This window comes from Nonomuraea sp. B19D2, from assembly GCF_040137845.1.
Lineage (GTDB): Bacteria > Actinomycetota > Actinomycetes > Streptosporangiales > Streptosporangiaceae > Nonomuraea.
Map to the genome: position 1 here is coordinate 49,293 of NZ_JBEFAK010000032.1, position 12,857 is coordinate 62,149.

Here is a 12,857-nt window from a genome sequence, read left to right on the forward strand (position 1 = left end):
CGACCCTTCCCCATGGGTCAACGCGCCCGAATGGGGAAATGTCAGATCATGGGGGGCGGTGCGGTGGATTCGCGGGTGACGAGCCGAACCCCCAGCACGGTGGTGACCGAGTCGGCGTCCGGCATCTCGATCCGCTCGTCCAGCCTGCGCACGGCGGTCGCGCCCAGGTTGAACGTGTCCTGGGAGACGGTGCTGACCTGCGGCGAGACCATGCTCATCCACGGCGCGTCGTCGAAGGCCACCAGACTGATCTCCGCGGGCGCCCGCAGCCCCAGCTCGCCGATCGCCCGCCAGACGCCCTCGGCGAGCACGTTGTTGGCGGCGAAGACGGCCGTCGGCCGGTTCGGCCCGGACAACATGTCGAGCGCCCTGCGCCGCGAGTCGGCGACGTCCCAGCCCGACGAGACGACCAGGTCGGGATCGACCTTGATGGCGGCCACGCCGAGCGCCTCCAGATAGCCGTGGTAGCGCTCGTAGCCGGTGGTCCAGTCGGTCTCGTCGATGAACAGGGCGATCCTGCGATGGCCCAGCTCGATCAGATGGGCCGTGGCGGTGCGGGCTCCCACGCGGTTGCCGACCACGACGCCGTCGGTCGAGCCCGCCGCGAACTGCCGGTCCACCTCGACGACCGGGATGCCGTGGGAGCTGAGGTAGGTGGACACGGCCGGGGAGTTGGGCGTCACGATCGCCCCGGCCACCCTGAGCGCGACCAGCGCCTCGGCGGCCTCGCTCTCCGCCTCGGCCGACAGGCTCGTGTCCGCCAGCACCATCGTGTAACCGCGCTCGCGGGCCTCCCTGCTGGCCCCCGCGGCCAGCTCCGCGTAGAACGGGTTGCGCAGGTCGCTCACCAGCACGCCCACCGACCTGCTCACCTGCTGCTTGAGCGTGCGCGCCATCACGTCGGGCACGTAGCCGAGCTCGGCCGCGGCCCGCAGCACGCGCTCGCGTACGTCGCTGGCGGCGTACCCGCGCCCGGTCAGCGCCCGTGAGACGGTGGAGCGCGAGACCCCGGCGGCCTCCGCCACGTCCTTGATCGTGGGCCGCCTGGAACGGCTGAGGGGGCCGCGCCGCTCCATGGTCATCGATCCCCTTCCCCGACCACGTCGACCAGCGCCTCGGCGTGCTGCCCGAGGCGCAGATCGCCGATGGTCAAGTCGACTGCGAGGCGAACGCGGCGCCGCGGCACGACGTCTGCGCCCAGACGGAGATGTACCTGGTCCATACCCCCCGCGGGAAGCCGCAGCGTCACAGAGCCGGGTTCGCGGCGCCAGCCCGGCGGGACGACCGGCTCGACGGTGGCCACCGCCTTGTCCGGCCACGGGTTGCGCACGGTGGCCGTCAGCACGATCTCACCGCCCGCGGGGACACTCGAGTAGTACGGGGTCAGGCGGCACAGCACCCCGTCGGCTCCCAGGTCGAGACGGTCGAGCGGGAGCAGGTCGTGATGGAGGGCCACCAGCTCCTCACCGCGCTCGGTCATCATGTGCAGGTAGTCGTCGTCCACCCAGCGGGGCCGCCAGTGGCCGCTGACCATCAGGTCGGGGCGCAGGCGGCGGTAGAGCGCGGCGCTCTTCCGGTAGTCCTCGATCTGAAACCGATTCTTGTACTGAAAATTCAGGATCTCCTGGCGTTCATTCGGGATGCCCATCCCGTCCTGCTGGTCACCGGTGACGAGCACCCGGTGCCCGTCCACCTCGAACTCGTACGCCGCCGCGAACAACGTGTGCCCGGGCAGGTCGTGCACGGTGATCTCGTACTCGCGCCAGCGCACCGTCTCCCCCAGCCCGAGCACCCGGTCGGCCGGGATGGGCTCGAACCACTGGCACGGCAGGTCGTGGTGGAGGGGCGTGGCCAGGATGGGGGCGATGTGGGAAGGCGCCCAGATCTCGGTGCCCTCGACGTCGCGCAGCAGCGGCATGCCCGCCACATGGTCGTCGTGGTAGTGGGTGGGCATCGCGACCTCGACGCTCGTGACGCCGTAGTGCTCGCGCAGCGCGGGCATGGAGGCCAGCCAGGGGCGGCGGGCCGCGCGGGAGGTGTTGTGCACGAGGCCGGTGGACATGTCGTACCCGAAGTCGAACACCATGGCCGCGCCGGACTCCGACAGCAGCACGTAGCTGTGGGACTGGCTGCTCTTGTTCATGAGCAGGTGGGGGGTCACCTGGACGAAGGGGTTGGCCAGGAGTCCGTGGAGGTCCCAGGGGTGGGGGTGGGGGCGGCGGAAGTTGACGTACCGCTGCATGGCGGTGGAGAGCTGCTTCAGGGCGTCTCGGGGGTCGGTCATCGGCTCGCCGTGCGACGGCAGTAACACCTCGAGCTCCTCCCGCTGGAGGAGTTCGGAGCTCAGGACGACCATGGCGGGGCCCTCGTTCTCGGTGTACGACCACTGGGTGGCGGCCAGCGACCACACCTTGCCCGGGGCGTAGATCAGATCACCGGTGAAGGCGACCTTCCCGACGACGTACGTCACGGACCCGGGGGTGTGCCCTGGGGTGGGCAGGACCCGTACGTCTATCCCTCCGTAGTCGGCCGTCCGGTATTCGGGCACGACGCCGTCGACCGGCACAGGGTCGAGCAGCGAGAACCGGTCGTCGCGCAGGTCGTAGTCGTTGCTGATCTGCCGGCCCGCCCACATCTCGTCGACCCGCTCGAACAGGTCGCGCTCGACGGGCGGCACGTGCACCCTGACGCCTTCGTCGACCGCCCTGCGCAGGCCCTGGGCCTGGTCGCGGTGGTGGTGCGTCATCAGGACGTCGGTGAGGCGGTCGAGGCCGAGCTCGCCGAGGAGATCCAGCACGCGACCCGAACCGAAGTCGACGGCGATCCCAGTGCGTTCCGCTCCCCCGGCGGGAGCGGCGATGACGTAGACGTTGCAGGTGTCCTCAATGCGGAACACACCGGGCACGACTTCGGTGACATCCTTGCTCACAGGGCGGGATCCTATCCGGAATCGTTCCCACAATGGACGCATCACTGCCGAAACCCCCACCATTTCGCCACGAGATCGAGGTCCTCGCCGGTGATCCGCTCGCCGGAGTTGTCGATGGACTCGACGTAGTACAGGGCGGGCACGCCGAACGCGGGCTGCGCCTCGGCGTACGCGAGCCAGTCCGCCCTGCTGGGCATCGGCCACTGGTCGGTGTCGATCAGGTGCCCGGGCATGGCGCGGGTGGCCACCGCGTGCCGGAAGCGGAGCTGGTCGACGGTGGGGACGGGGTCGCCGTGGGGGTCGAGCTCGAGCACGTCGTTGAGCCGGATCATGTCGCTGACGTCGCCGAACGCGGGATGCGGGGTGTGGGTGACCATCAGGGCGTCCGGCTTGACGCTCTTGGCGGCCTCGTACAGGGTCCTGAGCAGCTCGTGCAGGAGGGCGAGCCCCCAGGTGGTCCCGTACGACTTCAGGTGCGACCCGCTGGGGAACCTCTGGGTGAAGTCGATCTTGAATCCGTCGGCCCCGAGGTCGCCGAGGAGCCTCTCCATGATCGTCCGGATCCTGCGCCGGTAGGCCGGGTTCGAGGGGTCGGCGGCCACGGGACGGCCGCCCGCGTCCGTCACGCACTCCTCGGCGGGCAGCCCGTCGGGCGCCCACGCCCGCCACCACAGCAGCACGCGCTGCCCGCGCGTGTGCCTGGCGGCGATCCACTCCCCTAATGCGGGCCACTTGGCCGGGTCGGGCACCGGGTCGCCGTACGCGAGCTGCCACCGGTCGTCGATCACGATCGTCCCGGGCACGATCCCGTGCTCCTCCAGCCTGGACAGCCACTCGTCGTAGAGCTCCTGCCGGGACAGCTCGGTCGGCGAGAGGCCGTCGGCCCTGGCGCACTGCGCGCCCCAGCCGCAGAAGATCGGCCTGCTCCACCAGTCATGCCGCTCGCCGGCGGATGCGGCCAGGCCGTGCGCGACCAGGTCCTCGCGGTGGTGCGAGATCGCCTCCCACGGCGACGACGCGGCCCGGAACACGACGGCCGGGGACCGCCAGGCCCCGCTCACCGAGGTGCGGCACTCGTAGTCGAAGCGCAGCAGCGCCCCGCCGTCCAGCGGCTCGTAGCCGAGCTCAGTGAAGGTCAGGTCCTCGATGCCGGCGCGTACCGAGGCGCCGAGCCAGGGGCCGCCGGGCACGGCGGTGGGGCCGTCCGGCTCCTCCTTGCAGAAGGCCAGCACCAGCGGCGGCGGCGAGAAGACCGCGTGGAGGCGGCCCGGCGAGGCGTCGCCGATGACGGTGAGCGCGGCCGGCGCGGACACCGGCCGCACGACCTGCACCGGGTGGGTGGGCGTGGGGTTGAAGACGCCGCGCGCGTGCAGCCCCGTGCGGAACGTGCCCGCCGCGCGGGTGTTGAGCACGGCCCGCCCGCCGAGCAGCGTCACGTCGCTGATCACGCCGTGGCCCTCGACGCGCACCTCCACCGCGATCGTCTCGGGAGTGCAGGTCAGCCGGACCGTCTTCGCCTCCCACCCGGTCGAGCGCTGGGGGAAGTCGAAGATCGCCGCGCCCTCGCGCTCGGCGAGCACGGGCGGCAGCGTCTCGTACGTCTCGTCGCGCCCGCCCGCGGTGTTGACCGAGGCGATCAGGCTGAGGGTCATCCAGCCTTCCAGCTCGGCGCTGGGGTCGGTACGCGAGACCGTCAGCCGGTAGGAGCCGGCGTCCAGGTGGTACGCCTGGTCAGTGGGGGTGATGTGCATGTTCTAGCCGAACCCCTCGATCTGGTGCGCGGACGTGCCCACGCCCCGCCTGTAGCAGAAGTTCATCCCTTGCTCCCTGTCGTCGCGATGCCCTTGATGAAGTGCTTCTGGCCGAGGAAGAACAGGATGACCATCGGAATCGTGGTGACCACGCTGGCTGTCATGACGATCTCCCAGTGCCACTCGCCGCCGAACCCGAACTGGTCGAGCAGCGCCTTCAGCCCGCGCGGCACGGTGAACGTGGCGGAGTCGCGCAGGTAGATCAGCGGCCGCATCAGGTCCGTCCAGGCCGCCTGGAACTCGAACATCAGCGTCACCACGATCGCGGGCCGGCACAGCGGCAGCGCGATCTTGGTGAAGATCTTCCAGTTGTTCGCCCCGTCGATCCTGGCCGCCTCGAACGGCTCGCGCGGCAGCCCCATGAAGAACTGCCGCAGCAGGAAGATGTAGAAGGCGCTGCCGAACAGGTTCTGGGCCCAGAGCGGGGTGAGGGTGCCGACCATGCCGAGCGAGTTCCAGATGAGGAACACCGGGATCATGGTGACCGCGCCCGGCAGCATCATCGTGGCGAGCACGACGCCGAACAGCGCCCCCCTGCCGGGGAAGCGGAAGTAGGCGAACCCCCACGCCACCATCGCGCTGGTGATCGTGACGGTCACCGCCGCCAGCACCGTGACCAGCAGCGTGTTGAACATCCAGAGCGCGAGCGGCGCCTCCTGCCACACCTTGACGTAGTTGTCGAGGATGAACGTCTCGGGGATCAGGCGATGGTCGAACACCTCGCCGCGCGGCTTGAAGGAGGCGCTCAGCAGCCAGACGAAGGGGTAGATGAAGGCGACGGTGAACACGCCGAGCGCGGCCCACGTCAGGATCCTGCCGGCCCGCCTCACGACTGTCCGCCCTCGTAGTGGACGAACCGCCTGGTCACCAGGATCTGCACGGCGGTGATCGCCATGATCACGATGAACAGCAGCCAGGCGAGGGCCGAGGCGTAGCCCATGTGCAGGAACTCGAACGCCTGCTGGAACAGGTAGATCGCGTAGAAGAGGGCCGCGTCGTTGCTGTAGGTGGTGTTGCCCGCGCCGAAGAAAGCGGTGTACGCCTCGGTGAACGACTGCAGGGCGTTGATGCTGTCCACGATGAACAGGAAGAACAGCGTCGGGCTGATCATCGGCACGGTGATGCGCGACGTCCGCCGCCACCAGCCGGCCCCGTCGACGAGCGCGGAGTCGTACAGCTCCTGGGGGACGCCGCGCAGCGCGGCCAGGATGATGACGATCGAGGCGCCGACGGTCCACAGGCTCATCAGCACCAGGCCGGGCTTGACCCAGTCAGGGTCGGTGGTCCAGGCGGGCCCGTCGATGCCGAAGAGGCCGAGGAAGCTGTTGATCAGGCCGTTCTGGCCGTTGAACAGCATCAGCAGCAGGATGCCGATCGCGACCGGCGGCGTCATCTTGGGCAGGTAGAAGGCCGTGCGGAAGAAGCCGGTGGCCTTCGTGGCGCTGTTGAGCAGCAGCGCCAGGGCGAGCGCGACGACGAGCTGGGCCGGGACCGACATCACGGTGAACAGGAACGTGTTCCGGAGCGCGAGCCCGACCTTCGGGTCCTCGAAGAGCGCCTTGTAGTTGTCGAAGCCGACGTACGAAGGGTCGTTGATGACGTCGTAGTCGGTCAGCGACAGGTAGGCGCTGTTGATCACGGGCCACGCGGTGAAGATCAGGAACCCGATGGCCCAGGGACTGATGAACAGCAGGGCCGCCCGGCTGTCCTTCCACCGCATGGTCCGCCAGAAAGGCGGTCGGGAATGGGACATCTCAGTTCGTACGCTTCGTCCAGCCGGCCCATGCCCTGTCCAGGGCGGCCTGGGCGTCCTGCTGCGCCTTGTCGAGCGCCTGCTGCGGCTTGTCCTGGCCGTTGAGCACCCGGTTCACCGCGTCCTGCCAGGCCGTCTTGAACTCCTTGTCGGCCGGGTTGGCGGGGAGGCTGAAGGTGTGCTTGGCGGCCTCGTAGAACGCCTTCACGCCGGCGTCCCAGACGGGGCCGCCCGAGGTGAGCATCTTCTCGATCTCCGCGTCGGCCTTGACGTTGCCGGTCAGGACGCCGGTGAACGGCTTGCCCTCCCCCTTGCGCTTGTCCAGCCGCGCCTGGGCGGCGGCCTTCCAGGTGTCGACGAGCGTCATGGCCTTGGCGAACCGGCAGGCGGCCGCGGCGTTCTCCGAACCCTTGGGGATCGCCCACGAGCGGCCAGAGGAGAAGGCCAGCGGCACGCCCTGCGGCGTGCGGAACGTGTCGAAGACCATAGGCGCCTTGGGTGAGACGTCGTTGAGCACGTTGACGTACCACTGCTCCATGGGCATGGCGCCCAGCTCGTCCTTGGCGAACTGGTTGCCCTTGCCGAAGAAGTCCGCGGAGTCGCGCAGGGCCTTGACCCTGGCGAAGCCGCCCTGCGCGGCGTAGACGCCGACCGCGAACTCCAGCGCCCTGACCACCTGCGGGCTGTTGAGCTGCGCCGTCCTGCCGTCGGCCGACAGCAGGTCGGCGCCGTTGGCCTTGGCCCACAGCGGCAGGAACTCCGGCAGCTTGCTGTCGTAGCCGAGCACCTGGAGCCTGCCGCCCGGCGCCTTGTACAGCTTCTCGGCCGCGGCGGTGATCCTGTCCCAGCTGGAGCCGTTGACGTCGTCGATCGTCAGCCCGGCCTGCCTGAGCAGGTCGCCGTTGGCCATGGTGATCTGGACCTGGTTGAACTCGGGAATGGCCCAGACCTCGTCGCCGAACGTCACCTGGCCGAGCGCGTCCTTGTCGTACATCGAGGTGTCGATCTGCTCACCCTGGATGCACGGGGTCAGCGGGATGACGGCGCCCCGGGAGGCGAACGTGCCGATCTGGTCGCGGTTGGCGTAGATGACGTCCGGCGGGTCGCCCGCGGCCACCGAGGAGAGGAACTGCTGGATGTCGAGGTCCCCCTCGATCAGCTTGATGTCCGCACCGCCGAGCGCCTTCTTGGCCAGGTCGGCGCGGGTCGCCCCGATCTCGTCCGTCGCGCCGAAGCCCATGACGGAAATGGTGCCCTGGAACGTGGCGCTGGGGTTGAACTGACCCGCCGACGGAGTCGCCGACGCCCCGCCGCCGGTGCCCTTGGCACACGAGGTGAGTGCCAGCGCCAGGGACAACGACAGGAGGGACCAGCGGACGAGCGGGGTTCTCATCGGGGGATTCCCTCCACTGGTGTGGCAACGTTCACACATCTGAGAACGTACCCATACCGCCGAAACCCCGTCAACAACTCATTTCCCAGCGTTTCAGTGCGCGACCTTGAGCACGAGCTTGCCCGTGGTCGCGCAGGACTCGATGCGCCGGTGCGCCTCGGCCGCCTGATCCAGTGTCAGTGCCTCGACGCGCAGCGCCGCGATCGCAGGAAGTCCCGCAGCTCCGCATGACGGTAGTCGTTTGCCATGAATGTCAGGATATGGACGGCCGGAATCGTGGCAGGGCAAGGGCCCGGTCTCGTGGCGAGACCGGGCCCTTGGGGGCAGGCGCCTTCGGAGGGGCAGGGAGGCGCCTTCAGGGAGACGTCAGTGCTGGCTGGCCTTCTCCGCACCGACACCGGTGAGGGAGCGGACCTCCATCTCGGCGTACTTCGCGGCGTTGTACTCCTTGCTGAGGACCGTCCCGAGCCACCCGCACAGGAAGCCGATGGGGATCGACACGATGCCGGGGTTGCTCAGCGGGAACCAGTGGAAGTCCACGCCCGCGATCAGCGCCGTCACCGCGGTCCCGGGCGGGGGCGGCGGCGCGGAGACGACGGGCGAGAAGATGACCAGGATCAACGCGGACCCCAGGCCGCCGTAGATGGCCGAGACGGCGCCCGTCGTGTTGAACCGCTTCCAGAACAGGCTGTAGAGGATCGCGGGCAGGTTGCCGGAGGCGGCGACGGCGAAGGCCAGGGCGACCAGGAAGGCGACGTTCTGCCCCTGGGCCAGGATCCCCAGGCCGATCGCGACGGCGCCGATGACCAGGGCGGACAGGCGGGCCACCACGACCTCCTGCCGCTCGGTGGCCTGGCCGCGCTTGAAGACGTGCGCGTACAGGTCGTGGGAGAAGCTGGAGGAGGAGGCCAGCGTGAGGCCGGCCACCACGGCGAGGATCGTGGCGAAGGCGACGGAGCCGATGAGGGCCAGCAGGATCGTGCCGCCGACCGGGCCGAAGATCTCCTGGCCGACGCGCTCGGCCAGCATCGGGGCGGCCGTGTTGCCCGCCTTGTCGCCCTTGACGATCGCCTCCTTGCCGACCAGGGCCGCCGCGCCGAAGCCGAGGACCAGGGTCAGCAGGTAGAAGACGCCGATGATGCCGATGCCCCACAGGACCGACTTGCGGGCGTCCTTGGCGGTGGGGACGGTGTAGAAGCGGATGAGGATGTGCGGCAGGCCCGCGGTGCCGAGGACGAGGGCGAGGCCCAGGCTGATGAGGTCGATCTTGCCGGCCAGGCCCTGGGCGTCCGTGCCGTACTTCAGGCCGGGGATGAGGAAGTTGCCGGGGTTCGCCTTGGGGCCGCTGGTGGCGGCGGCCTGGCCGAGCAGGGACGACAGGTTGAAGCCGAACTTGCCCAGCACCAGCACCGTCACGAGCGCGGCGCCGCCCATGAGCAGCACGGCCTTGACGATCTGCACCCAGGTGGTGCCCTTCATGCCGCCGAACACCACGTACACGATCATCAGCGCGCCCACGCCGACGATCGTCCACGCCTTGCCCGCCTCGCTGGTGATGCCGAGCAGCAGGCCGACCAGCGCGCCCGCGCCCACCATCTGGGCCAGCAGGTAGAAGATGCTCACCACGATCGTGGACACGCCGGCCGCCGTGCGCACGGGGCGCGGGCTCATCCTGAACGCGAGCACGTCGGCCATGGTGAACTTGCCGGAGTTCCGCATCAGCTCGGCCACCAGCAGCAGCGCGACCAGCCAGGCGACCAGGAACCCGATCGAGTACAGGAACCCGTCGTAGCCGGACAGCGCGATGATGCCCGCGATGCCGAGGAAGGAGGCGGCCGACATGTAGTCGCCGCCGATGGCCAGGCCGTTCTGCACGCCGCTGAACGACCGGCCGCCCGCGTAGTAGTCGGCGGCCGTCTTGGTCTGGCGGCTCGCCCAGAACGTGATCCCCAGCGTCGCGGCGACGAAGGCGAGGAAGAGGATCATCCCCAGGGTCGTGGAGCTCACTTGGACTTCTCCTCAACCTCGTGGCGGAGCTTGTCGGCGATCGGGTCGAGCTTCTTCTCGGCGTGCCTGGAGTACGCCCACGCGATGAGGAACGTGGAGACGAACTGGAGCAAACCGAAGACAAGGCCGACGTTGATGTCGCCGAGCAGCTTGATCCCCATGAAGCCGCGCGCCCATCCGGACAGCACCACATAGAGCAGGTACCACACGAGGAACGCCACGGTCATGGGGAACGTCCAGGCGCGGAAGCGCCGTTTCAATTCCTGGAACTCACTGCTCTCCTGCACTTGTTCATATACCGACGTGTCATGTTCTCTAGTCGTCACGAGACCTCCAGTGTGATGCGGATCACGCCCAACGTAAGAGCGCAACCTACCTGTCGTGGAGGTCCGTGGCGGGGTTGTTCGGCGAGCCGCTGGGGTCCGGCGCTTAGTTGGGCATGGCTTGCGGTGAAAGGTCCTTCCAGCGCGACGAACGGTCGGTTATCCCTTTATCTCACCATGGCCTCCCTCGACCCCATGGGCATACCGACACCAGCGCATGTCGCACTCAAGGTCAACCGGGCGAGCCGGGGTGCGCCCGAGCGCCAATCCAGCATTTTCGAATCGCTCAAACATTCGACATACACGTCAAGTGACGGTAATCTTACGGTCACTCAACGTGAAGATTTGAAGAGTCCGGAGGTCCTGCAGGGGCTACGTATTCTCTTTCATATCGGACGTTCTGTACTCGTTCCCGGAACCGTTAACAGCGCCCAAAGCTCATCCTCACACAGCCGACCACAGATCCATTCGTCATCCGTCACTCGCTCCTTGGGCTGAAGGTCGGGGCTTGTCCCGCTGAAGTGGGGCGGCCGGAGTGACCAGACCTAGCCATCACCGATAGGGAGGTGACCTTGGTGGCTACGTTGGACACACGTCAGCAGATCCACTCCGCCGTGCTTCCTCAGCGGCGGACCCTGGAATCCGCGTCAGCAGACAACCCAGGAACAGGGACGAAACGAGGAGCGGACGCCGTTAGGCAGCGGAGTGCCCAACATGGTCGAGGGGAGATCCTCACCGCCTCACCTGGCGGGGAGGGCGTCACCCGCGCAAGCGGAGCCCGCGGTCGTGAGACCGCACCTCGCGTGTTCGTCCTGGCATCAGACGGCACGCCGCTGGATCCGTGCCATCCCGCCCGGGCCCGCAAGCTCCTGAAGGAGGGGCGGGCGGTGGTGGCCCGGCATACCCCGTTCGCCATTCGACTGAAGGACCGCACTGCGGAGCAGTCCGAGGTCGAGGGCGTGGAGGTGGCCCTGGATCCCGGCAGCAGGAGCACCGGCATCAGCGTGTTCCAGGCTCACGATGGCACCCGGCATGGCTTGTACAGCATCCAACTCGACCATCGCGGCGGCAAGATCCGCGACAAGCTTGCGGCTCGCTCGGCCTATCGCAGGCGTCGTCGCACGGCGAACCTGCGTTACCGCGCCCCCCGCTTCGCCAACCGCCGCCGCCCGAACGGCTGGCTGCCGCCGAGCCTGCAGCACCAGATCGACACCGCGATGAGTTGGGTACAGCGGCTATGTCGTCTGGCCCCCGTCCGCGCGATCCACGTGGAGACCGCGCGGTTCGACACCCACGCCCTCGCCGCTGGCAGGCCGCTGGACGGCGTGGCGTACCAGCACGGCACGTTGCACGGCTCTGAGGTGCGCGAATACCTGCTGGAGAAATGGGGGCGGGCGTGCGCCTACTGCGGAGCGAGCGGCGCCCCGTTGAACATCGACCACATCCAGCCCCGATCCCGAGGCGGCTCCGACCGGGTCAACAACCTGACCGTGGCGTGCGTGCCCTGCAACCAGGCCAAAGGCAGCATGCCAGTCACCGAGTTCCTGGCCGACCGCCCGGCGGTTCTGGCCCGGGTGCTCACCCAGGTCAAGGCACCGCTTCGGGACGCTGCTGCCGTGAACGCCACCCGCTGGGCACTCTATGGGGCATTGACGGCGATCAAGCTGCCTGTGCGTTGCGCCAGCGGCGGCCGCACCAAATGGAACCGGCACCGCACCGGCGCCGCCAAATCCCACACCCTGGACGCGTTGCACGTAGGTGAGCTCAACCACGTGGCATCCTGGCCAAGCCAGGTGCTGACAGTTGTGGCCACCGGGCGAGGCTCGTATTGCCGGACCCGCACCGACGCCTTCGGCTTCCCCCGGCTGCGACTGCCCCGCACCAAGCAGATCTTCGGCTACCAGACGGGGGATCTCGTGCGCGCGATCGTGCGGAAGGGCAAGCACCCAGGAATTCACACCGGACGGGTCGCCGTCCGCACCAGCGGCAGCCACACTGTACAGACAGCGCATGGCCCCATCACAACCTCGCACAAGAATCTTCGCCTGCTGCATCGAGCCGACGGCTACTCCTACACGACCAAGAAGGAAGAACATCCGTGCGCACCCTGACGGTGGTTCGCCCGGCGGCGAACCACCGTCCCCTGCCCGCTACGTGGGAGTCCGTCTCTTGCCCGGCCTGAAGGCCGGAGTATCAACGGAAAGGTCAGATGACAGCGCCGCCTGGAGAAGGGCATGAACGCCCATAGGCCGATCGTGGCCGAGGTGGTGCGCGGGATCTTCGACCCGTGGCGGGTCTCGCACGAGGTCAGCCGACTCCTCGACCTCGCCGACCCGCCGACGGCCTTCTTCGCCACCAACAACCGCGCCGCGATCGGCATCCTCCAGGCGCTGCGGGAGCGACCCGAGCGGCCCGCGTACGTGGGGTTCGACGACTTCGCCCTGGCGGACGTCTTCAACCCGGGGGTGACGGTGGTCCGCTACGACACGACCCGCCTGGCCCGCAGCGCGGTGGACCTGCTGCTGAACCCGTCACCGTCGCCCCGCCGGGTCAAGGTTCCGGTGGAGCTGGTGGCGAGGGGCTCGGGCGAGCTGTCGCCTTCCTGACCACTGTGCTCCGGCGAGCCGTGATCATCAGCGGG

10 protein-coding genes are annotated in these 12,857 nt (G+C 68.6%); 2 read left to right on the forward strand and 8 right to left on the reverse strand.

The window, feature by feature from the left end:
• Nucleotides 1–41: 41 nt before the first annotated feature.
• The 8 genes from ABN273_RS40900 to ABN273_RS40935 form a co-directional block, all read right to left on the reverse strand.
• Complete coding sequence (locus ABN273_RS40900; protein WP_349454737.1) at nt 42–1,082, reverse strand: LacI family DNA-binding transcriptional regulator; 1,041 nt, start codon at nt 1,080–1,082, stop codon at nt 42–44.
• A complete protein-coding gene (locus ABN273_RS40905; RefSeq protein WP_349454738.1) occupies nt 1,079–2,929 on the reverse strand; it encodes an MBL fold metallo-hydrolase in 1,851 nt (616 codons plus the stop codon). Before ABN273_RS40905 ends, ABN273_RS40900 begins: the two co-directional genes overlap by 4 nt.
• 41 nt (nt 2,930–2,970) lie before the next feature.
• On the reverse strand, nt 2,971–4,680 hold the full coding sequence (locus ABN273_RS40910; protein ID WP_349454740.1) for a hypothetical protein: 1,710 nt from the start codon (nt 4,678–4,680) through the stop codon (nt 2,971–2,973).
• A gap of 62 nt (nt 4,681–4,742) precedes the next feature.
• On the reverse strand, nt 4,743–5,570 hold the full coding sequence (locus ABN273_RS40915; RefSeq protein WP_349454742.1) for a carbohydrate ABC transporter permease: 828 nt from the start codon (nt 5,568–5,570) through the stop codon (nt 4,743–4,745).
• The gene (locus ABN273_RS40920; RefSeq protein WP_349454744.1) at nt 5,567–6,460 is read right to left on the reverse strand and encodes a carbohydrate ABC transporter permease; all 894 of its coding nucleotides are present in this window, start codon (nt 6,458–6,460) and stop codon (nt 5,567–5,569) included. The genes ABN273_RS40915 and ABN273_RS40920 overlap by 4 nt, the downstream gene beginning before the upstream one ends.
• A 34-nt stretch (nt 6,461–6,494) precedes the next feature.
• Nucleotides 6,495–7,886 (reverse strand): ABC transporter substrate-binding protein, encoded by a 1,392-nt coding sequence (locus tag ABN273_RS40925; RefSeq protein ID WP_349454746.1) that lies wholly within the window; start codon nt 7,884–7,886, stop codon nt 6,495–6,497.
• A gap of 366 nt (nt 7,887–8,252) precedes the next feature.
• Complete coding sequence (locus tag ABN273_RS40930) at nt 8,253–9,893, reverse strand: monocarboxylic acid transporter (RefSeq protein WP_502911203.1); 1,641 nt, start codon at nt 9,891–9,893, stop codon at nt 8,253–8,255.
• Nucleotides 9,890–10,180: a DUF485 domain-containing protein gene (locus ABN273_RS40935; RefSeq protein ID WP_349454747.1), complete on the reverse strand. Its 291-nt coding sequence runs from the start codon at nt 10,178–10,180 to the stop codon at nt 9,890–9,892. The genes ABN273_RS40930 and ABN273_RS40935 overlap by 4 nt, the downstream gene beginning before the upstream one ends.
• Before the next feature lie 839 nt (nt 10,181–11,019).
• Between ABN273_RS40935 and iscB the strand changes: the two genes are divergently transcribed.
• Both iscB and ABN273_RS40945 read left to right on the forward strand, forming a co-directional pair.
• A complete protein-coding gene (gene iscB / locus ABN273_RS40940) occupies nt 11,020–12,327 on the forward strand; it encodes an RNA-guided endonuclease IscB (RefSeq protein WP_349454748.1) in 1,308 nt (435 codons plus the stop codon).
• A gap of 123 nt (nt 12,328–12,450) precedes the next feature.
• Nucleotides 12,451–12,822, forward strand: a complete 372-nt coding sequence (locus tag ABN273_RS40945; protein WP_349454750.1) for a substrate-binding domain-containing protein — start codon at nt 12,451–12,453, stop codon at nt 12,820–12,822.
• Nucleotides 12,823–12,857: the final 35 nt, after the last annotated feature.